We start from the raw sequence: 19,961 nt of genomic DNA on the forward strand, positions 1-19,961 counted from the left end.
TGGATTCCGATCGAGCTCAGCGACGCCGCAAGCCCGCGAAGCCCCGAGCCATGCGCAGCCCCGAGCCGCCCAGCAGGGCGCCCCCCAGGCGCCGTTGAATGCCCCAGGGCGCCGCGCCGAAGTAGCGCAGCATGGTCGCCATCAGCTCCGGCGTGGGCGCGCTGGCGGACACGAAGGATCGCCAGCGCGCGTCGTCGAGCTCGAAGAACTCCGTGAAGAAGGCGTCGATGGCCGGGCGATCCATCTGGGCGAGGATACCCATGCCGAAGGTGTAGAGGCGCCAGGCTCGGACGCGGTCGGCGGGCCAGATCGCCGCCCACATCGCGCGGTGCAGCCGACCCGTGGCCAGGGCCTCGGCGAGGGCGGCCTCGGGCTGGGACAGCGCCGCCGCCAGAGCCTGGGCCACGCCGTCGCGGCGGCGCAGGGTCGGCGTGAACATGTAGCCCGTGGCCGGGTGGACCATGGCCGCGGCGCCCCCAAAGGCCAGGGTCCGCTGGCTCGCCACGGGCAGCGCCACGCCCATGGGGATGACGCAGCGCTCGACCTCGAGGACCTCGCCCAAACGCAGCCCGCGGAGCTCAGCGAGGGGGCTGCCCGCGGGCGCCTGGTTCATCCGTTGGTGCAGGCGCGTCTTCAGCGGCTCGAACCACGACCCTGGCTCGCCCTCGGGGTGGCCGACCAATACCGTCTCCTCGACGAACACCCGGTCGGCGGCGACGGGCATCACGTAGAGGAAGGTCGGCGGCAGCCCGTCGTCGAGGGCCTCCTCGCCCGGGACCGCCCGCCAGTCCATGAAGGTCATGGTCTCGCGCATGGCCTCGGGGACGGCGGACACGGGCCACAGCTCGCCCCACGCGACCTGGTAGCCGGGGCCAGGGCCGGGCTCGCTCGCGACGAAGCGCGAGCCGTGCCCGCTCGCGTCGACGACCACCTTGCCGCGCAGCGAGCTGCCGTCGGCGAGGGCCAGCGTGACCCCGGCGGCGTCGTGCTCGACGCCCTCGACCGAGCCCGCCACGAAGGCCGCCCCGGCCTCGCTACAGCGCGCCACCCAGGCCGCGCGCAGGCCATCGGCGTCCATCAACCCGTAGCCCCGCTCGAGGCTCCGCCCGCCGCTACCGAGCTCGATCCGCGCCCGCGGCCACTCGACCCCGACGAACTCCCGCACCCCGATGGCCTCGGCGTCGTCGAGCCACAGGCCGTAGTTGGGGACCCAGGGGCGCTCGGGCGTCGGGTCGACGACGCCGAGGCGGATCCCGCAGCGTGCGCAAGCTTCGGCCAAGGCGAGCCCAGCCGGGCCCGCGCCGATCACCCACAGGTCTCGGTCGAGATCGGTCATGGAGTCACCGCGCTGCGGACGCGAAGTCGCACGGGGCGAGCGTGGCCCGCGAAAACACCGCTCGCAAGCCGCGAGCTCGGAGAAGCGGCAAAAAGGACAACAACGGGCCGCGAGCCAATCGCTACGCGCGGTTCACGGAGCGCGCGCGAGTTCACCCCTGCGTCATCGAGGAGACCCGCCAGCGCCACCGGGGTGTTCGAAATAGCGGCCTCAGCCCCCTCGGAGACCACCATGCATTCGCGCAACCCCCTCTTGCTCCTGTCCCTCCCCTGCCTCGCGCTCTCGCTCCTGACCGCCTGCGGCGACGACACCACCGACGACGGCGCCGCCGACTCGACGGACACCGGCACCGACGACGAGGTCGGCACCGAAGACACCACCACCGAGTCGGGCACCGACACGACCACTACGGAGACCGACACCGACACCACCGAGTCCGAGACGGACACCGACACCACCGAGTCCGAGACGGACACCGAGACCGACACCGAGACCACCGAGTCCGAGACGGACACCGAGACCGACACCGGCGAGACCGGCGGCATGGAGCTCGAGCTGACCGGCCTCGAGCTCCTCGGCACCTACGCGACCGAGGTCTTCGACGAGAGCGCCGCCGAGATCACCGCCCACGACGTCGGGACCCAGCGCCTGTTCGTGGTCAACGGCTTCACCGCCACCGTCGACGTGTTCGACTTTGGCGACCCGGCCAACCTGAGCCTGATCGACTCCATCGACGTCACCGCCTACGGCGCGGGGGCCAACTCCGTCGCGGTCCACGACGGCCTGGTCGCCGTCGCCGTCGAGGGCAGCGTCGCCCAGGACCCGGGCGTGGTCGCCTTCTTCAGCGCCGACGACCTCGGCTACATCAACGACGTCCAGGTCGGGGCCATGCCCGACATGATCACCTTCACCCCCGACGGGACCAAGGTCCTGACCGCCAACGAGGGCGAGCCCGACGACGACTACCTCAGCGACCCCGAGGGCTCCGTGGCGATCGTCGACGTCACCGGGGACGTCGCCGCGCTGACCGACGGCGACGTGGTCATCGCCGACTTCAACGCCTTTAGCCTGGCCAACATCGACCCGGCGATCCGCATCTTCGGCCCGGGCTCGAGCGTGGCCCAGGACCTCGAGCCCGAGTACGTCGCCGTCTCGGCCGACTCGACCACGGCCTACGTCGCCGTCCAGGAGAACAACGCCCTGGCCGTGGTCGACATCGCCCAAGGCTCGGTCACCGCCCTCGTCGCCCTGGGCTTCAAGAACCACAGCCAGCCCGGCAAGGGCCTCGACCCCAGCGACGACGACGGCGCCATCGCCATCGCCAACTGGCCCGTGTTCGGCATGTACCAGCCCGACGCCATCGCGACCTTCGAGGTCGACGGCCAGACCTACGTGTTCAGCGCCAACGAGGGCGACGGCCGGGGCTACGACGCCCTCGACGAGGAGGTCCGCGTCAAGGACCTGACCCTCGATCCGGTCGTGTTCCCCGACGCCGACGCGCTCCAGCAAGACGAGCAGCTCGGCCGCCTGACCGTCAGCGAGCTCATGGGCGACCCCGACAACGACGGCGAGCACGAGCAGCTCTACGCCTTCGGCGGCCGCTCCGTGTCGGTGTGGTCGGCCAGCGGCAACCTGGTCTGGGACAGCGGCGACGAGCTCGAGCAGACCACCGCCGCGGCGCTGCCCGACTACTTCAACTCGAACAACGACGACAACGACTCCTTCGAGAGCCGCAGCGACAACAAGGGCCCCGAGCCCGAGGGCACCACCATCGCCACGCTGTGGGGCAAGCCCTACGCCTTCGTCGGCCTCGAGCGCGTCGGCGGCGTGGTCGTCTACGACCTGAGCGACCCCCAGGCCCCGGCCCTGGTGGTCTACGACAACTCGACCCGCGAGTGGGACGGCGACGCCGAGGCCAGCGAGGGCGGCGACCTGGGCCCCGAGGGCCTGGAGGTCGTGCTCGCCGACGACAGCCCCACCGGCGAGCCCCTGCTGGTCGTGGCCAACGAGGTCAGCGGCACGATCAGCGTCTACACCATCCTCGCCGAGTAGTCGGCGCAGGTCCCCGGACCTTGCCGAGGAGCCGTCATCGCGCGACCCTGGGGTCGCCATGGCGCGCTCCTCGTTGTCTCTGGGCCTCCCGGTCCTGCTCTCGGCCGTGGCCCTGGCTGGGCTGGGACCCTCGGCCTGTGGCGGGAGCGGGAGCGCGCCCGCGCCCACGCGCGTGGACAGCATCGACGACGACGGCGCGACGAAAGGCCCGGCGACCGCCCCTCCCTCGGTGAAGCCCCGAGCACCCGACGCGCCCGCCTACGACGGGCCGCCCCTCGACGACGACCCGCTCCGCCGCGCCCGCGAGACCATCGGCCAGCGCGCCAACCCCGACGCGCCCGTCCCCCCGGCTTGCTACACGCGCACGCGGACCGAGTCCGGCGCCCTCGCCAACCCCTGCTGGGTCTGCCACGGCAGCTCGAGCCTGCCCGACCGACGACACGACCGGCAGCGCCAGGCCAGCTACGCCTTCTCCGACGCTGGCAAGGTCAACCGCTGGACCAACCTGTTCGAAGATCGCCGCGCGGCCGTCGAGGCGATCGACGACGCGACCGTGCTCGCGTGGGTCCGGGAGGACAACTACACGCCGCTGCGCGAGTTCATGGCCGCCGTGAAAGACGACCCCAGGCGGGGCAGCTACCGCGGCTACCGGCCCGACCTCGACTTCGTCGCCGGCTTCGACGAGCGGGGCTGGGCCGTCGACGGCAGCGGCTGGCGAGCGTTCCGCTTCAAGCCCTTCCCGGGCTCCTCTTGGCCGACCCACGGCAGCACCCACGACGTCGCCGTCCGCCTGCCCGAGCGCTACCGCCAGACCGAGGCGGGCGAGGCCTCCCAGGCCGTCTACGCCATCAACCTGGCGATCCTCGAGGCGAGCATGGCCAGCGACCCGGGCTTGGCCGACGAGGCCCTGCGCTGGCCGACCGAGCCCCTCGACGAGACGGTCGCGGGCGTCGACCTCGACGGCGACGGCTTCCTCGAAAAGACCATCACCGAGCTCGCGGGCCTGCCCGAGCGCTACGTCGGCGGGGCCCACCGCCACCGCGTGCGTCGCGGGATCTACCCCGAGGGCACCGAGTTCATCCAATCGATCCGCTACCTCGATCCCGACGCCCCCGGCATGGTCGCCGCGCGCATGAAGGAGCTGCGCTACAGCTACAAAAAGCGCGAGCTCAGCGACTCGCGCATCCTCGCCGCCCGCAGCCAAAGGACCGAGGGCACAGCCGAGGGCACCCTGCCCGCCTACGGCGGCGGCCCCCTGAACGGGGTGAGCACCGGCTTGGGCTGGGTGCTGCAGGCCTTCATCGAGGACGACCAGGGTCGGCTGCGGGTCCAGACCGAGGAGGAGCACTTCGCCTGCGTGGGCTGCCACGCCGGCCTGGGGGTCCCCGCGGACCAGAGCTTCAGCCTCCCGCGCAAGCTCCCGGGCGCCGCGGGCTGGGCCTACCAGAGCCTCGCGGGCATGCCCGACGCGCCGCAAGTCGGGATGAGGCGGGGCGAGGTCGCGGTCTACCTCGAGCGCGCCCTGGCCGGGGACGCGCTCCGGGGCGACCGCGAGATGATCGCCCGCTGGCTCGTCGACGGGGGCGCCCTCGATGAAGCGGCGCTCGCCGACGCCGAGGACCTCGCCGCCCTGGTCATGCCCTCCCGCGCGCGCGCCCTGCTCCTCGACAAGGCCTACCTGGTCCTCGTCCGCGAGCAGAGCTTCACCCGCGGGCGCGACCCCGTCATCGACCCCGTCGAGACCGTCCACCGCCGCCTCGACGGCGAGGCGTCCACCGGCCTGTCCGAGGCCGAGCGCGTCTACACCGACGGCCGCCTCCAGCTCGCCTGGCCCGGCCTCCCAAGCCCTTCCACCCCGCTCGGAGCCCCGCCATGACCCGCCCCCACCCCGATGACCCCCACGCGCCCGTCAGCAACGCGATGATCGAGCTCGACGGCGACGACGCCGACGAGGGCGAGGGCGGCGACGACCCCCAGGGCTCGCCCTTCGCCCCCGGCACCCTCGCCGCCCTGGGCCTCGAGACCCTCCCGGGCTGGACCATGGCCCGGCTGCTCAGCGCCGACCCCGATCGCCTGCGCGCCGAGTCTCACGAGGTCGAGGGCGACGTTTGGCGACCCCGCGCCATCGACAGCCTGCTCGCGCCCGCCGACGGCTACGCCCAAGAGTCCGTCATCGGCAAGGACGAGCGCGTGCGCCTGCACCAGACCCACCGCTACCCCTGGCGGGCCATCTGCGAGCTGCGCATCCACGCCAAGACCGGCGAGGTGTTCGCCGGCACGGGCTGGTTCGCCGGACCCCACACGGTGATCACCGCCGGCCACTGCGTCCACCTCGAGCGCATGGGCGGCTGGGCGGCGAGCGTCGAGCTCGTGCCCGGGCGCGACGGCGACGACCGCCCCTACTCGAGCATCCGCGCGACCCAGCTGCGCAGCGTCCGGGGCTGGACCGTCGACGCCCACAGCCGCCACGACTACGGCGCGATCTTGCTGCCCAAGGGCCAGGGCCTGCCCGAGGTCGGCAGCTTCGCGACTGGCGTCTACTCCGACGCGTGCCTGCGCGGGGCCTACCTCAACCTCGCGGGCTACCCGGCGGACAAGCCCCTGGGTACCGCGTGGTGGATGGCCCGGCGGGCCAAGACCGTCGACGCGGACCAGCTGCACTACGACATCGATACGGCGATCGGCCAAAGCGGCGCGCCGGTGTGGATGCTGGACCACCGCTGCCGGCGGCGCGTGGTCGGGATCCATACGAGCGGCTCGAGCCTGGGCAACTCGGCGACGCGAATCACGGCGCAGGTGTTGGCGAACATTCGCCGCTGGGTCGCCGAGGGCAACGCGGGCTAGCGGCGCTCGGCTCGAGGTGGAAAGCCGACGCCACCCACGTCAGGGCGACTCCGCGAGCAGGCCCTCGATCTCCTCGCGGAACTCCGTCTTCAACACCTCGAAGGCCTCCCCCGTCGCGGGCCCCGAAAAGCCGCTGTAGACCCGCCGCACCTTGCCGTCCCGGCCGATGAAGATCGTCGTCGGATAGGCCGCCACCTCCGACAAGTCCGGCACGCGCAGCGCCGCCGACTTCTTGTCGCTCGTCCCCCCGAGCAACAGCGGATAGTCGACGTCGTGGCGCCGAGCGTAGCGCTCCACCATGTCCATGTCGGACTGCTCGTCGCCGGAGAACTCGAAGGCGATGCCGACCATCTCGAGCCCGCGCCCGCGGTACGCGGCGTACCACTCGCTCATCAGCGGCGCCTGGTCGTTGCAGTTGGGGCACCAGGTCCCGAACAGCTCCACGAGCACGACCTTGCCCACAAAGCGCGGGTCGTCCTGGGTGAGGCTCCCGCCCCCGAGCTGGTGAAAGTCGAAGTGGAAGCGGCCGTCGCTCGCGGTCAGCTCGACGATCTCGAAGGGATCGGCCAACCCCGTGCTCGCGCCGGCCTCGACGGGGGTCCCGGCGAAGGTCGCGTGGTAGCTGTCCCGGGACCAAAAGTGACCGTCGACGAGCTCGCCCTCGTCGAGCTTGGCCCGAAACGAAAAGGCGTGCGCGCCGTCGAAGACCGCGAGCTGCAGCTGGTCCTCGACCAGGGCCCCCTCGAGGTAGCGGTAGTCCCCCGTGTCGGTGAGGATCGTCCCCTCGACCCACGGCTCGGCCCCGGGGCCGTGGCGGGTCTGGAGCTCGGCGAGGCCGGCGTAGGTGCTGCCGTCGTCCTCGGAGAAGGTCAGGGACCAACGCCCGGACAGCGGGCGGAGCTGCTCGTGCTCGACCACGAAGCGCTCGTGGGCGTTGGGCTCGGCGTGAAAGGACATCTGCGTCAGCCCGCCCGGACCCGGGGCTCGGCGTCGCCACGTCCCGACGATCTGCGCCTCCTCGCGCTCGTCGACGCTCCAGCGCCCCTCGAGCACGGAGTCGTAGTGGGCCAGCTCGAGGCGGAGCTGCTGGTCCCGGACCTCGGCAGCGTCGAAGGCGAAGCGCTCGTGCTCGTCGACGAGCGCGCCTCCCTTTGCGTCGATCTCGACCAGGAAGGGCAGGCGGCCCCCGGGACTGTCGAGGACGAAGCGCCAGGTGCCGTGAAAGCGCGCCGGGATGACGGCCTCGGGGCTCAGCTCGGACGGCGCCGCCTCCCGCTTCGAGGTCCTGCGCGCCTCCGGGCTCGCGTCGGGTGAGGCCTCGCGCGGCGAACAGCCCGAGCCCAACACCAAGCCCGCGACCAGCGCGAAGGCCCGAAGGGTGAACGCGGGCGTCGCAGGCATGGCGGCCATGCTCGCACGAGCCAGCGCCCCTGGAGGAAAGACCATCCGTGCCCGTTCACACCAGCTGGGGCAGCGCGATCACCCGGAGCGAGGCTCCCCTGGGCCTGCCTCCCCATCCCGCGGGGTGCGCGGCCGCCAGGAGCCGCCGGGGGCCACCTGGCCGGGGGGCCGCCTCAACACCGGGTAACACCGCCTCAGAGCCCACGTAGGCCGGACGAAAGCGAGCGCAGCCCGCCGGGGGCCAGGCGGATCACGGCCCGCTGGACGGCGCCCGCGCTTTTCGCTAACAGACGCTCGCCACCATGTATCCCGACAAGATTCCAATTTTTGGCGACTTCGGCATCGCGCCCTACGGCATCATGGTCGCGACCGGCCTCCTCCTCGCCATCATTTTTGGCGGCAGGGAGAACGAGCGCATCAAGCTCATGACCCCCGAGCTGTGGGAGAAGGTCGCGCTGTGGACCGTGATCTGGGGCCTGCTCGCGTCGCGCATGCTCTACGTGCTCACGGAGCTCGATCGCTTCATGGCGGGGCCGGCGTGGAAGCTGATCGCGCTGTGGGAGGGTGGCCTGGTGTTTTACGGCGGGCCCCTCGGCGCCGTCGGGTACCTGATCTGGCACTTCGTCATCCGCCGGCACCCGCCCACGGAGACCGAGGAGGTCGTCAAGGAGATCGGCCCGATCACCATGCGTCAGGGCTGGACCCGGATGCTGCGCTTTTTCGACCTCGGCGCGCCCTTTTTGGCCCTCGCCCACGCCTTTGGCCGCATCGGCTGCGTGTTCGCGGGCTGCTGCTACGGCGCCGCCCACGAGGGACCCTTCTCCCTCCACTACCCCGAGGCGGCGACGGGCGCCCACATCCCGGGCGGCATGGGGCGCTACCCGATCCCGATGGTCGAGTCGGTCATCGAGTTCAGCATCTTCGTGTGGCTGTACTTCTACCTGACCCGGAACAAGAAGTTCCACGGCCAGGTGATGCTGCACTACGTCATCCTCTACCCCATCGCGCGCTTCGTGCTCGAGATGTTCCGGGGTGACGCCGTGCGCGGCTACGTGTTCGAGGTCGACACCGCCGCCATGGCCACCAAGCTCGGCCTCGACCCCAGCGTCCCGCTGATGATGACGACCAGCCAGTTCATCTCGCTGTTCGTCGTGGGCGCGGCGATCGTGCTGATCTTCGTGGGCCGCAAGGCCTCCGCCGACGGTCCCATCGCGGACATCGAGTGGGCCGAGGCCCAGGCCGCCGCGGACGAGGAAGAGGACGACGACGAAGAGGACGACGACGAGGACGAGGGCGAGGACGCCGCGGACGAGTCGGAGGCCGAAGAGGAACCGGGAGACGAACCGGAAGGCGATGGCGAGGATGAGGATGAGGACGCCGAATAGTCGTCCCTGAAACCTTCACCGTCCGCGGAGGGTCGGCCGAGAGTGCGCATGCGCTCTGCCGGCCCTCTCGCGTTGATGCTGCTCACCTCGCTCGCGTGCGCGTCGCCTGACGCTCCGCCGCCGACGGACGCTCCGACGGACGAGGCCGATCCGCAGGCCCAGGTCCGCGCACGCCTCGAGGCCATGCTCGCCGCGAACCCCGAGCACGGCGGGGTGCTCTACGTGTTCGCCCGCTCGGCCGCGGCCCGGGGCGAGCACGCCGAGGCCCTCGCCCACCTCGAGCGCCTCGCGGCCGTCCCCACCTGGGACTACCCCCTCGAGGCCTCGGACTTTGGCGCCCTCGCCGACACCCCCGAGTTCCAGGCCATCGCCGCGCAGCTCTCGGCTCGCGCCCCGGCGGTCGAGCACGGGGCCGTCGCCATGGAGCTCGACCGCCTCGACCTGCTCCCCGAAGGCGTCGCCTGGAACCCCCGGACGAACGAGCTCCTGGTCGGGAGCCTCTACGAGCGGGCGGTCTACGCCGCCGATACCCGCGGGCAGACCCGGGCGCTCGTCGCCCCGCGGACCGAGGGCCTGCTCGGCGTGCTCGGCATGGAGGTCGACGCGAGCCGCCAGCAGCTGTGGGTCGTGGCCGTCGGCGCCCCCTTCGTTCCGAGCCTCGACGAGGCCGAGCAGGGCCTCGGCGGCGTGTGGGGCTTCTCGCTCGACCCGGCCGACGAGGGCCGCTTCCTCGGCCGCGCCCTCGGGCCGCACCCGGGCCTCAACGACCTCACCGTCTTGGCCGACGGCCGCGTCGTCGCCACGGACTCGGGCGCTGGCGCCCTGTGGGTCCACACCCCCGGCGAAGACCCCAGCGCGACCGGGAGCTTCGTCGAGCTGGCGGCGCCCGGCACCTTCTTCGGCGCCAACGGCATCGTCGCCGGACCCGAGCCCGGGGTCGTCTACGTCGCCGACTTCGAGGGCATCCACCGCGTCGACACCAGCGGCGCGGTCGAGCGCCTCGCCCTGCCCGAGGGCGCGGGCGTGGCCACGCTGGGCGGCATCGACGGCCTCGCGCGTTCAGGCACGACCCTCGTCGGCGTCCAGAACCTCTTCTCCCCCGGCCGCGTGTGGGCCATCGAGCTCGACGCCAGCGGGCGCGCCCTCGTCCGCGCGCGCATCCTCGACGACACCCACCCGCGCATGGGCGGGCCGACGACTGGCGCGTTCGTGGATGCGACCCGCTTTTGGTACCTCGCCAACGCGAGCTTGCAGTTCAGCCCCGAGGGGCTGCGCGAGGCCGGCCCCGACGATCGCCACGTGATCCTCGAGGCCCGCATCGACCCAAGCTGACCCGGAGCCGCCCAGACTTCAAGGCGTGAAGCGGTCGGTCACGTCGGGCGGATCGGCGACCACGGTGCCCTGGGTCGTGACCGCGCCGTCCATGGTCGTGACCACGTCGAGGAGCACGACGTTGCCCTGGAGGTAGACCAGGTGCAGGCGCAGCAAGTTGGCGTCCTGGTCGACGACGGTCTGGATCACCCGCGCCCCGCGCTCGACGGTGGTCCGCACCTGCCAGCTCGCCTGGGCCGTGCCGAACAGGTTGCCCGAGTCGTCGAAGGTGTCGACCTTCCACACCCGCTCGGCCGTGGTGTCTGCCGTGGACGGCCAATTGGGGCTGTCGCCGTCGGGCACGGGGTTGAAGGTGTTGTTGATGGTGATGCTCTTGCGCCCGTCGGCCGAGCCGCGGTCGACCCAGGCCTTGTAGCGCGCGGCGAAGGTGGCGACGGTCGCCCCCGTGGCATCCCGCACGCTGAGCTCGTAGGCCATGTACTGACGATCGCTGCCCGGCGCGAGGTCGAGGACCTGGAGGTCGCCCAGCTGGCCGTAGGTGGCGTTGAAGTCGAAGCTGGTGTCCTCGGTGATCGAGTTGCCACCGCCGTTGAGAATGATGTCAGTCTGCGATTGGCCTTGATGGGTCGGCATGCTCGGTCTCCCTTTGGATCAGTAACCGGCGCCGGGTGATCCCGTCACGAAAAACTCGGACTTTTTCCTCCCCGGATGTCCGTGTACCTGCACGCCCTAGCAGACCTGCTTGCTTGACGAGGATGTCGACGACGGCAAAGCTGGACCCGCCATGGCGGCCCGCTTCGACCCCGAACACCTGTCCGCGGCCTTTAGCCGGGTCCGAGACCTGAGCCTGGCCCTCGCCGAGCCCCTCGAGCCCGAGGACCAGTGCATCCAGAGCATGCCCGACGTCAGCCCGACGAAGTGGCACCTGGCCCACACCAGCTGGTTCTTCGAGACCTTCGTGCTCGCCGGCCCGGACTTCGCCCCGTACCGATCGGGCTGGGACTTCCTGTTCAACAGCTACTACCAGACCGTCGGCGAGATGCACGCCCGGCCCCAGCGGGGCCTGCTCTCGCGCCCGACCGTGTCCGAGATCCAGAGCTACCGCCGCTGGGTCGACGAGCGGGTCCTCGAGCTCCTCGCCCGCGGAGCCTCGGACGCCCAACTGCGACTCGTCGAGCTCGGCCTGCACCACGAGCAGCAGCACCAGGAGTTGTTGCTCACCGACATCCTGCACGTCCTCTCGGCCAACCCCCTCGCGCCCAGCTACCGCCGCGAGCCCCGAGCGCCCTCGCCGAGCGAAGCCCAGGCGCTGCGCTGGATCGAAGACCCCGGCGGGCTCGTGGAGGTCGGCCGAGACCTCGACGCGCCCGCGGCCGGCTTTGGCTTCGACAACGAGGGCCCGCGGCACAAGCGGTGGCTCGAGCCCTTCGCCGTGGCCAGCCGGCCCGCGACCTGCGGCGAGTACCTGGCCTTCATGGCCGACGGGGGCTACCGGCGGCCGCAGCTGTGGCTCGCCGAGGGCTGGGACACGGTCTGCGCCGAGCGCTGGACCGCCCCGGCCTACTGGCGCGCCGCCGACCCCAGCGACACGGATCCCAGCGACACGGATCCCGGGTCCTGGTCCATCTTCACCCTCGACGGCCAGCGCCCCCTCGGCCTCGACGAGCCCGTCACCCACCTCAGCTACTACGAGGCCGACGCCTTCGCCCGCTGGTCCGAGGCCCGGCTGCCCTCGGAGGCCGAGTGGGAGCGCGTCGTCGATGGCGTGGTCCGGGCCCGCGCCGGCACCGACCTGCGCGCGACCGCCAACCTCTTGCCGCTCACCGGCGAGGGCCTGGCCAGCGCCGCCCTCCACCCCGAGGCCGCCAGCTTGCGCGAGGCCGACGACGAGACCAGCGGCCTGGCCCAGGTGTTCGGCGAAGTGTGGGAGTGGACCGCCAGCCCCTACGCCCCCTTCCCCGGCTACCGCGCCCCGCCCGGGGCCGTGGGCGAGTACAACGGCAAGTTCATGTGCAACCAGATGGTCCTGCGCGGGGGCTCGTGCGTCACGCCGGCGGACCACGTGCGCGTCGGCTACCGCAACTTCTTCCACGCGCCCAAGCGCTGGCAGTTCACGGGCGTGCGCTTGGCTCGCGATCTGAGCTAACCCATCGCCAGCATCGCGCGAGTGAGCGCGGGGTACAGTCCGCGCATGCGCGTGCGCCCGCGGACTCCCCTCGCCTTGCTCTCGACCTCGCTGCTCACCCTCGGCTGCCCCGCGGATGACAGAGGCGACGGCCAGGACGACGAGGTCGGGGACTCGGACACGGAGAGCGACTCGACCGGGAGCGACACGGACACCAGCACGGACACGGACACCGGCTCCGAGACCGACTCCGGAATGGAGACCGATACCAGCACGGAGACCGAGACCGAGACTGGCACCGAGACCGATACGGAGACGGAAACCGACACCGACACCGACACCGACACCGACACCGGCGGCGTCGAGCCCTGCGAAGAACCCTGCGAGGCCGACACGCCCTGCCTGTCCGCAGACGCCGATCCCGGGCAGGTCATCGGCGCGCTCGTGCGCTCGGGCGCCCGCAGCGACGACGACATCAGCCAGGTCCGCTTCCAACGCGCCGACGGCAGCGAGCTGCTCGTCCGCGACGACGTCGTCGTGGAGTACCAGGTGTCGGGCGCCGGACAGTGGGCCTTCATCGCCGAGATGCCCGACGACTGCGCGTCGAGCTCGCTCGGGGCCCTGGTCGATCGCAACACCGGCGACGCGATCTGGGAGGGCCTGCCCATCCCCCACACCGTGACCCGCTCGGCGGTCCAGCCCGACGGCCGCGTGGTCATCGAGAGCTACGACTGCGGCGACACCGATCCGCACTTCGTCGTGCTCGAGGACGACGCGCTCCTCGACGAGGGCGAGGGCGAGCCCGTGCACCTGACGATCCGCGCCAACGACTGGCTGCCGATCTACCGCCCCCACAACAGCGCCGAAGAAGAGCCGCCCCCGGAGGAGTTCTACGCCTGGCGCAAGGTCAGCACCGGCCAGGAATTCGGTCCCACCTACCCCCTGGCGGCCTGGCAGGCCCGGTTCACGCCCAGCGGCGAGCTCGTCTACGCGGCCGAGATCAACGGCGACTGGACCATCGTCGTCGAGGCCCCCGAGAGCATCGAGCTGATCCCCGCCCCGGCCATCGAGGCCCTGTTCGCCGAGGGCTGGTACGGGACCTTCGAGTGGGAGCACGGCGACTGGCAGCTGCGCCCCTACGAGTTCGTGAGCGAGTGGTCCCTGCTGCGGACCTGGAAGCCCGGAGAGAGCGATCGCTTCTTCCGCCTCAGCCCGGACAACGAGCTCGAGGAGGTCACCCCGACCCCGCCCCCCGGCACGGTCCTGCCCAAGTGCACGACCCCCAACCTCGACCACCTCGGGCGCCTGCTCATGGTGTGGTTCGACGGCGACGCCGCCAGCATGATGCGCCAGGACGACCCCGACACCTGGACGACCCTGGGCCTGCCCATGCACGACGTCGGCTGGATGGGCGGCGGCGAGTTTGGCGAGAGCCACTACCTGCACTCGAAGTTCAGCAACAACAACTTCTGCGACACACCCTGGGGCCGCCCGCCCGCGAACGCCCTGACCGACGACAGCGCCCAGTACATCCGCGGCCCGGTGACCTTCGTGGCCCCCGACGCCCGCTCGCACCGCATCGACGCCGAGGGTCGCTGCGTCGCCTACTCGCAGATGAAGGACTTCCAGGGGCCCTGGGGCGAGGGCTGGTCCATCGTCGACCTCGCCGGCAACGCGATCTTCGACATCCCGCACGCGGGCGTGCACCTGTTCGAGTGGTTCGAGGGCTAGCCCCGCCCGCGAACACCGCGACCCTGGCGGCCCCGCGTCGATGGGCTAGCAGTCGCCCACCCCGGCCGCGCCGGGACCCATGATCCACGAAAGCATCGTCCACGGACTCAGCTGGCGTTGAACCCGTGGGCGGCTGCCTTTCTCGGTAGGCCGGGGACTTCCTCGACACGAGCCACAGCACGCCCCCAACGCGCGAGTCCTTTGTCGCCAAAAACTCGCTGTACACCCGGTACAGCTTCGTCTTGGCTTCGCGGTCTCGCACGCCGGCGACGCACTGTGGCCCGCGCCGAGACAATCCCCGACCTGCTAGTCTCCAGCCCGCATGCTGCTTCGGACGCTCGTGCTGGGCTTGGGCCTGCTCGCTCCCGCGGGCCCGCCTGCCGGGGCTGAGCCCCAGCCGCGACTCGCCGTCGACTGGCCCGCCGCTCCGGGGTGTCCGAGCGCAGAGGACTTCGAGCTCCAGCTGCGCGAGCTCGCGCCCGCGCTCGAGCTGACAGACGACACGACCAGCCCCCTGCAGGCCCAGGTCACCCTCGAGCACGACGCGAGCCCTGGCCAGGCCGAGCGCTGGCGGACGACCCTCGAGCTCCAGACCCCGATCGGGCGCCACCGAGAGGCCTTCGAAGCCGAGAGCTGCGCGGTCGCGGCCGACGCGGCGGCCCTGCTGATCGCGGTGCTCCTCGACCCCGTCGCCGTGGCGACGCAGCTCGAGGCCCTCACCGCTCGCCCGCCGACGCAGCGCCCCCGGCAGCGGGACCAATCCCCCCCACCGACGGTCGAGCCCGAGGCGACCACGCCACAGTCGCCCGAGGCCACGCCACAGCCGCGCCTGCGCGACCCCCTCGGGCCCCCGGACGCGCGCCCCTTCCCCGCCCTCAACCTGAGCGAGAGCGCTAGCGCCGACGCACCCTCGACCCCGCTCCCCGAGTTTGGCCTCGCCCTCCTCGGCGGCGGCGGCTACGGACCCCTGCGCGCAGGCGCGGGCGTGATCGCGGGGGCCTTCATCGTCGCCGATCGCGGGTGGCGGTGGGAGCTGCGCGGCGCCTGGTTGCCGCCGGTGCTCCTCGACCTCGACCAGGGCTGGAGCGCCCACTTCGACGGCTGGCTCGTCGGCACCCGGGGCTGCGGCGAGCCGCGCACCGGGCCCGCGCTGTCCTTCCCGCTATGCGCCGGGATCGAAGTCGGAGCCGTGCGCGGCCGCCCCCTCGACACCCTGGCGGGCTCCCGGGACGCGAACCAGCCCTGGCTGGCCATCGAGGCCGGCCCCGGCCTGCGCTGGGTCCCAGGGCCGCAAAGCGCCCCCGCGCGCGTGGCCATCGGCGCCGAGGTCGACGCGGTCGCCTCGTTGTTTGCGACCGGCTTCAGCCTCGACGGCTCGCAGGTCCGGCAGTACGCCCCCGTCGGCGTGCGGGCCCTGGCCGTCGTCGAGCTCCGCCTCGACCCCCGCCCGCGCTGACCTGCCCGCGAACAAATTTCAGGGCGGGTCTCGCGGGGCCATGCCCGCGCGCAGCCAGGCCCGGGCCTCGTCCTCGGTGTCGAAGAACCGGGTCTCCTTCGAGCGCCCGACCAAGCCCACGATGACCCGAGAGATCATCCGGTTGAAGTGGGTCAGGCCGTAGAGCCCGCCGCGGTCCCAGACCAGCTCCGGGGCCTCGCGCTGGATCGCCTTGCGAGCCTCCCGGCTAAAGCGGGGCTCGGCCTCGCGCTGATCCATGAGCACCAGGCGCTGGTCCCCGCCGCTGAAGGCCTCGCGCATGCGCGCGGCGATCTGGGTGACGTCTTCGGGCGAGAGCGTCCCGCGCACGCGGATGTGCAAGATGCCGCCCTCTTCCAAGTCCACGCGATGCTCCATGTCGGGGCTCCGTCTCGCGGGCATGCTAGCGAAGATCGGGCCCCAGGGCCTCGTGGGGGCCCTCCCACTGGCGCACGAGAGAAACTCGCCGACCTGCTAAATTTTTAACCACGGATTGCGCCCGCCTCCGGCATGGCCCCAGCACCCGATGTCCGCCCCCAGTCCCAGCCCGCGCCCCGCGCAGCCCGAGCTGCTCGAGTTCGACGCGCTCTACCGCCGCGAGTTCGCCTACGTGTGGCGCATGCTCCGGGCCCACGGCGTGCCCGAGGCGCGCATCGAGGACGCCGTGCAGGACGTGTTCATGGTGGTCTACCGGCGGTGGGCAGACTGGCAGGCCGACAGTCGGGCCCTCGCCCCGCGCTCGTGGTTGTTTGGCATCGCCCGACGGGTCGCGGCGAACCATCGTCGCCGACAGGCCCGCGAATCGCGGCCCCCAGATCTGGCGCTGGTCGCCGAGGCCGAGGCCCCCGCAGATGAGCGGACCGCTCGCCGCCGGGCCCTCGCCCGGCTCGAGCGCGCCCTCGACGAGCTCGACGAGCGCAGCCGAACGGTCTTTGTGCTCGCCGAGCTCGAGGGCATGACCGGGCCCGAGATCGCCGAGCTCGTCGGCGAGAAGCTCAACACCGTGTACTGGCGGCTGCGGACCGCGCGGGCCAAGGTCACCAAGAAGCTCCAGGCCCGAGGAGGGCAGCCATGACGCCGACGGATCCAAACCTCGAGCGTGCCATCGACGATCTCTCGCAGACCTGGAATCCCCCGCCTGGCGCCGAGGGGCGCATGCTCGCGGACTTTCATGCGCGGCTGGCCGTGGCCGGGACCTGCGATCCCAGCTCCGAGTTCGATGGCGACTTCGACGGCGACTTCGACGGCGACTTCGGTGCCGACCTCGACCTCGATCCGGGCCTCGACGCGAGCCCGCCCCTCGAGCTCGCGTCGAGCCCGGGCGCGAGCAGCCTCGGCGGCGCGGGCAAGGTCCTCTACTTCGCCAAGGCCGCGGGCGCCCTCGCGGGGCTGACGACCGCGGGCCTCGGCGCGCTGTGGCTGGCGGCGGCCCCCATGCGCGCGCCGACGGCTCCGGCGTCCACAAAAGCGACCCTGAGCGCGCCCGAAGTCAGCGCCTCGGAGGGGGCGACCGAGCCGACGACGACGACGATCCCCCTCGCCGACGCGCCCGCGCCTCCCGCCCCCAAGCTCCAGCCCAGCCCGAGCCCCGAGACCGAAGCCGAGCACCCCTCCCCCGCGGCCCCGCGCAGCGCCGCGAGCGAAGCTGCGGGTCCCCAGCTCGCGGCCGAGCTGGCGCTGCTCCGCGAGGCCCGCGAGGCGCCCGCCGCCCGCTCCCTCGCTCTCCTCGAGCAGCACCGTGAGCGCTTTCCGAGCAGCACCCTCGCCGACGAGCGCGAGGCCCTGCGCATCGCTCGGCTGTGCTCTGTCGGCCGCTACGCCGAGGCTGAGCGCGCCCGAGAGCCCTTCGACGCAGGGAAGCCGAGCGCGCTGCTGCGCCGCCAGGTCGAGCTCGCGTGTGACGGCGGAAAAAAATAACCACGGACTCGCCCGCGCCCGCGCATGGCACCGGCGAGCCATGACTCGTTCCATTCTCAGCCTCACACCCATCCTGTCCCTCGCCTTCCTCGGCGCTTGCGTCATCGTGGACAAGAGCCTCGGTGACATCGACGACGAGGGCACCGACGACGTCGCCGACGAGAGCACCGGTGACGGTAGCGAAGACGGCACGACCGGGGGCGACACCACCGAGAGTGGCACCACCGCGGGCGACACCACGACCACCGGCGCCCAGACGGCCGATAGCCTCGACATCCTCGTGGTCCTCGACAACTCGGGGAGCATGGGCGCGATCCAGACCAACTTCGTCAAGTCGGTCTCGAGCCTCATCGACCCCCTCGACGCCGCCGGCGTCGACTGGCGCATCGGCGTGACGACCACGGACAACGGCAACCCCTGGTGCCCCGGCGGCCAGGGCACCCCCGAGGGCGGGCAGCTGGTCTACAGCGCCTGCACCGATCGCCTCCAGGACTTCCTGTTCGCCGACACCATCGACATCACGGAGGTCGGCTGCTCGGATCTGTGCGACCTGAGCCCGGGCGAGCTGTCGACGACGAACGGCAAGCCCTGGCTCGAGCGCGTCGACGGCGAGCTCAACATCGCCGGCGACGACGCCATCGCCGCCCTCGACTGCCTGCTGCCCCAGGGCGTCAACGGCTGCGGCTTCGAGTCGCCCCTCGAGTCCGCCCACCTCGCGATCGTGCGCTCGGTGAGCGAAGGCGAGAGCAGCTTCGGCTTCATCCGTGAAGACGCCGGCCTGCTCATCATCATCATCACCGACGAGGTCGACTGCTCGGTGAACGGCAACGACGTGGCCAACTCGATCTTCGACGCCGACGGCGACAAGGCGTTCTGGTCCGACCCCAACTCGCCCTTCCCGACGAGCGCGGTGTGCTGGAACGCGGGCGTGGACTGCTCCGGGGACGCCGACGACCTCGACTGCCAGGCGGCCAACAAGAACACTCAGGGCCAGCCCTCGAACGTGGCGAACGCCGTGCTCAGCCCGCCCAGCAACTACACCGCGGTGCTCCAGGCCCTGGCCTCGGACAAGGGCCTGCCCGTGCGCGTCGGCCTGATCACCGGGGTCGACGGGAGCGGCCACCCCCACTACGCGGACGTCTCGGCCACGGACCCCGCGTTCCAAGACAGCTTCGGTGTTGGCCCCGGCTGCGAGGGCCCCGATCCCTTCGACGTCGACAACCCGCTCCAGGCCGTGCCCCCGGTCCGCATGCTCGAGGCCATCCAGGGCTTCGAGGCTGGGGTTCACTCGGTGTGTGACATCGAGGGCTACGGCGTGGCCCTCGCGGCCATGGCCAACACCTTCATCGACTGACAGTTGGAGCAAGCCACACGCCCCCGCCAACACCGCTCGGGACGGCAGCGCCTGGTCTTCCTCTACCATGGGGGGAGCGGGAGACCAGGCGGTGCGATCAATCGGCGAACGGACGAGAGTGTTGGTGGGGGCGTGCGGGTTGTGGAGCGCGCTCGCCCTCGGCGGGTGCGGCGACGCGGTCGTCCCCGTGGGCGACGACGAGTTCGGCGAAGAGGACGGCGCGTCCTCGAGCACCGGAGACGGGCCCGGCTCGACCACCGAGACCGGCTCGACTACCGAGGCCGAATCGACCGAGTCCGAATCGACCGGGGCCGAATCGACCGAGTCCGAATCGACCGGGGCCGAAAGCGAATTGACCGAGTCCGAATCGACCACGGACTCCCGCGGCGGCGACGGCCCCTGCGAGTCCACCCACGACCACAGCTTCGAGGGCTCCGTCGTGGCCGACGACTGCCAGGACTTCGTGTTCAGCGGGCGAGTCACGGGCAACCCGGAGCCCGGCGTCTGGGAGCTCGACACCTGCCCCTGCGAGCAAGAGTGCCTCGTCCCCGACCCGCAGACCTTCGTCATCGAGCTGTGGAACGAGGACTGGCAGCCCGAGCTCCCCGCTTGCCTGTCGATCCACATCGGCCGCAAGCTGATCGAGCCGCCGCCCATCCCCACGATGTGCGTGATCGAGGACGTCGACATCTACGACGATCAGGGCGAGCTCGTGATCACCAGCCACCGCAACTACCCCTTTTGGTGGCAGGCCTTCGTCGGCGCGGGCTACGAGGTCACCCGACAGACCCTGGGCGAGGGCGCGGCCTGCGAGTGGTGGGCGGCCTCCGAGCTCACCTTCGACGCCGCCAACGACTCGGTGACCCTGGGCGAGGGCGAGATCGGCGTGCTGAGCATCGACGGCGTCGACTATCAGGTCCACGTCCCGATGGCGCACTACTCTCCGCCCAGCGAGGTCAATTCCGACGGCGAGTTCGACCGCGAGTCGTGGATGCTCGTGCGCCAGTAAA

At 71.7% G+C, this 19,961-nt stretch carries 16 protein-coding genes; 12 read left to right on the top strand and 4 right to left on the bottom strand.

What is annotated here, in order from left to right:
• Positions 1–16: 16 nt before the first annotated feature.
• Positions 17–1,336 carry a lycopene cyclase family protein gene (locus PPSIR1_RS19605; protein ID WP_006972867.1) on the bottom strand — a complete coding sequence of 440 codons (1,320 nt, stop codon included), beginning with the start codon at positions 1,334–1,336 and terminating at the stop codon, positions 17–19.
• Positions 1,337–1,567: 231 nt separating this feature from the next.
• Here PPSIR1_RS19605 and PPSIR1_RS19610 point away from each other — a divergent pair, with 231 nt between their 5' ends.
• From PPSIR1_RS19610 to PPSIR1_RS19620, 3 genes are read left to right on the top strand one after another with little or no spacing between them, the layout of a single operon-like run.
• On the top strand, positions 1,568–3,388 hold the full coding sequence (locus PPSIR1_RS19610; protein ID WP_006972868.1) for a choice-of-anchor I family protein: 1,821 nt from the start codon (positions 1,568–1,570) through the stop codon (positions 3,386–3,388).
• A 58-nt stretch (positions 3,389–3,446) separates the two neighbouring features.
• Positions 3,447–5,264: a hypothetical protein gene (locus tag PPSIR1_RS19615; RefSeq protein WP_006972869.1), complete on the top strand. Its 1,818-nt coding sequence runs from the start codon at positions 3,447–3,449 to the stop codon at positions 5,262–5,264.
• A complete protein-coding gene (locus PPSIR1_RS19620; protein ID WP_006972870.1) occupies positions 5,261–6,232 on the top strand; it encodes a trypsin-like serine peptidase in 972 nt (323 codons plus the stop codon). Before PPSIR1_RS19615 ends, PPSIR1_RS19620 begins: the two co-directional genes overlap by 4 nt.
• A gap of 39 nt (positions 6,233–6,271) precedes the next feature.
• Here the strand turns inward: PPSIR1_RS19620 and PPSIR1_RS19625 are convergent, their stop codons facing one another.
• Positions 6,272–7,633 carry a TlpA disulfide reductase family protein gene (locus PPSIR1_RS19625; RefSeq protein ID WP_157595734.1) on the bottom strand — a complete coding sequence of 454 codons (1,362 nt, stop codon included), beginning with the start codon at positions 7,631–7,633 and terminating at the stop codon, positions 6,272–6,274.
• 302 nt (positions 7,634–7,935) lie between these two features.
• Between PPSIR1_RS19625 and PPSIR1_RS19630 the strand changes: the two genes are divergently transcribed.
• Both PPSIR1_RS19630 and PPSIR1_RS19635 read left to right on the top strand, forming a co-directional pair.
• Positions 7,936–9,018 (top strand): prolipoprotein diacylglyceryl transferase, encoded by a 1,083-nt coding sequence (locus tag PPSIR1_RS19630; protein WP_006972872.1) that lies wholly within the window; start codon positions 7,936–7,938, stop codon positions 9,016–9,018.
• A 48-nt stretch (positions 9,019–9,066) separates the two neighbouring features.
• Positions 9,067–10,350, top strand: coding sequence for a hypothetical protein (locus tag PPSIR1_RS19635; RefSeq protein ID WP_157595735.1), 1,284 nt, complete (start codon positions 9,067–9,069; stop codon positions 10,348–10,350).
• Positions 10,351–10,368: 18 nt separating this feature from the next.
• Here PPSIR1_RS19635 and PPSIR1_RS19640 read toward each other — a convergent pair whose 3' ends face one another.
• Entirely contained in the window at positions 10,369–10,983 is a 615-nt protein-coding gene (locus PPSIR1_RS19640) for a hypothetical protein (protein WP_006972874.1), read from the bottom strand.
• A gap of 151 nt (positions 10,984–11,134) precedes the next feature.
• Between PPSIR1_RS19640 and egtB the strand changes: the two genes are divergently transcribed.
• The 3 genes from egtB (at position 11,135) to PPSIR1_RS19655 (ending at position 15,662) form a co-directional block, all read left to right on the top strand.
• Positions 11,135–12,496, top strand: coding sequence for an ergothioneine biosynthesis protein EgtB (gene egtB / locus PPSIR1_RS19645; RefSeq protein ID WP_006972875.1), 1,362 nt, complete (start codon positions 11,135–11,137; stop codon positions 12,494–12,496).
• Between the two features lie 45 nt (positions 12,497–12,541).
• Positions 12,542–14,206, top strand: coding sequence for a hypothetical protein (locus tag PPSIR1_RS19650; RefSeq protein ID WP_006972876.1), 1,665 nt, complete (start codon positions 12,542–12,544; stop codon positions 14,204–14,206).
• Positions 14,207–14,528: 322 nt separating this feature from the next.
• Positions 14,529–15,662 (top strand): hypothetical protein, encoded by a 1,134-nt coding sequence (locus PPSIR1_RS19655; RefSeq protein ID WP_006972877.1) that lies wholly within the window; start codon positions 14,529–14,531, stop codon positions 15,660–15,662.
• Between the two features lie 18 nt (positions 15,663–15,680).
• Here PPSIR1_RS19655 and PPSIR1_RS19660 read toward each other — a convergent pair whose 3' ends face one another.
• Positions 15,681–16,082, bottom strand: coding sequence for a SpoIIAA family protein (locus tag PPSIR1_RS19660; protein ID WP_086001512.1), 402 nt, complete (start codon positions 16,080–16,082; stop codon positions 15,681–15,683).
• A gap of 124 nt (positions 16,083–16,206) precedes the next feature.
• On the opposite strand from PPSIR1_RS19660, the gene PPSIR1_RS19665 reads away from it, so the two are divergent.
• The 4 genes from PPSIR1_RS19665 (at position 16,207) to PPSIR1_RS19680 (ending at position 19,960) form a co-directional block, all read left to right on the top strand.
• Positions 16,207–16,755 carry an RNA polymerase sigma factor gene (locus PPSIR1_RS19665; RefSeq protein WP_006972879.1) on the top strand — a complete coding sequence of 183 codons (549 nt, stop codon included), beginning with the start codon at positions 16,207–16,209 and terminating at the stop codon, positions 16,753–16,755.
• Positions 16,752–17,597 carry a hypothetical protein gene (locus tag PPSIR1_RS19670; RefSeq protein WP_006972880.1) on the top strand — a complete coding sequence of 282 codons (846 nt, stop codon included), beginning with the start codon at positions 16,752–16,754 and terminating at the stop codon, positions 17,595–17,597. The genes PPSIR1_RS19665 and PPSIR1_RS19670 overlap by 4 nt, the downstream gene beginning before the upstream one ends.
• Before the next feature lie 40 nt (positions 17,598–17,637).
• Positions 17,638–18,951 carry a hypothetical protein gene (locus tag PPSIR1_RS19675; RefSeq protein ID WP_006972881.1) on the top strand — a complete coding sequence of 438 codons (1,314 nt, stop codon included), beginning with the start codon at positions 17,638–17,640 and terminating at the stop codon, positions 18,949–18,951.
• A 139-nt stretch (positions 18,952–19,090) separates the two neighbouring features.
• Positions 19,091–19,960, top strand: a complete 870-nt coding sequence (locus PPSIR1_RS19680; RefSeq protein WP_006972882.1) for a hypothetical protein — start codon at positions 19,091–19,093, stop codon at positions 19,958–19,960.
• Position 19,961: the final 1 nt, after the last annotated feature.

This window comes from Plesiocystis pacifica SIR-1 (genome assembly GCF_000170895.1).
GTDB classification, from domain to species: domain Bacteria; phylum Myxococcota_A; class Polyangia; order Nannocystales; family Nannocystaceae; genus Plesiocystis; species Plesiocystis pacifica.

What these genes read in the sequence shown, in the direction of transcription:
- PPSIR1_RS19625 (WP_157595734.1), bottom strand. Translation starts at nt 7,633, where the DNA reads ATGCCTGCGACGCCCGCGTTCACCCTTCGGGCCTTCGCGCTGGTCGCG.
- PPSIR1_RS19630 (WP_006972872.1), top strand. Translation starts at nt 7,936, where the DNA reads ATGTATCCCGACAAGATTCCAATTTTTGGCGACTTCGGCATCGCGCCC.
- PPSIR1_RS19640 (WP_006972874.1), bottom strand. Translation starts at nt 10,983, where the DNA reads ATGCCGACCCATCAAGGCCAATCGCAGACTGACATCATTCTCAACGGC.
- PPSIR1_RS19665 (WP_006972879.1), top strand. Translation starts at nt 16,207, where the DNA reads ATGTCCGCCCCCAGTCCCAGCCCGCGCCCCGCGCAGCCCGAGCTGCTC.
- PPSIR1_RS19620 (WP_006972870.1), top strand. Translation starts at nt 5,261, where the DNA reads ATGACCCGCCCCCACCCCGATGACCCCCACGCGCCCGTCAGCAACGCG.
- PPSIR1_RS19650 (WP_006972876.1), top strand. Translation starts at nt 12,542, where the DNA reads ATGCGCGTGCGCCCGCGGACTCCCCTCGCCTTGCTCTCGACCTCGCTG.
- PPSIR1_RS19675 (WP_006972881.1), top strand. Translation starts at nt 17,638, where the DNA reads ATGACTCGTTCCATTCTCAGCCTCACACCCATCCTGTCCCTCGCCTTC.
- egtB (WP_006972875.1), top strand. Translation starts at nt 11,135, where the DNA reads ATGGCGGCCCGCTTCGACCCCGAACACCTGTCCGCGGCCTTTAGCCGG.
- PPSIR1_RS19670 (WP_006972880.1), top strand. Translation starts at nt 16,752, where the DNA reads ATGACGCCGACGGATCCAAACCTCGAGCGTGCCATCGACGATCTCTCG.
- PPSIR1_RS19655 (WP_006972877.1), top strand. Translation starts at nt 14,529, where the DNA reads ATGCTGCTTCGGACGCTCGTGCTGGGCTTGGGCCTGCTCGCTCCCGCG.
- PPSIR1_RS19635 (WP_157595735.1), top strand. Translation starts at nt 9,067, where the DNA reads ATGCGCTCTGCCGGCCCTCTCGCGTTGATGCTGCTCACCTCGCTCGCG.
- PPSIR1_RS19660 (WP_086001512.1), bottom strand. Translation starts at nt 16,082, where the DNA reads ATGCCCGCGAGACGGAGCCCCGACATGGAGCATCGCGTGGACTTGGAA.
- PPSIR1_RS19615 (WP_006972869.1), top strand. Translation starts at nt 3,447, where the DNA reads ATGGCGCGCTCCTCGTTGTCTCTGGGCCTCCCGGTCCTGCTCTCGGCC.
- PPSIR1_RS19610 (WP_006972868.1), top strand. Translation starts at nt 1,568, where the DNA reads ATGCATTCGCGCAACCCCCTCTTGCTCCTGTCCCTCCCCTGCCTCGCG.
- PPSIR1_RS19605 (WP_006972867.1), bottom strand. Translation starts at nt 1,336, where the DNA reads ATGACCGATCTCGACCGAGACCTGTGGGTGATCGGCGCGGGCCCGGCT.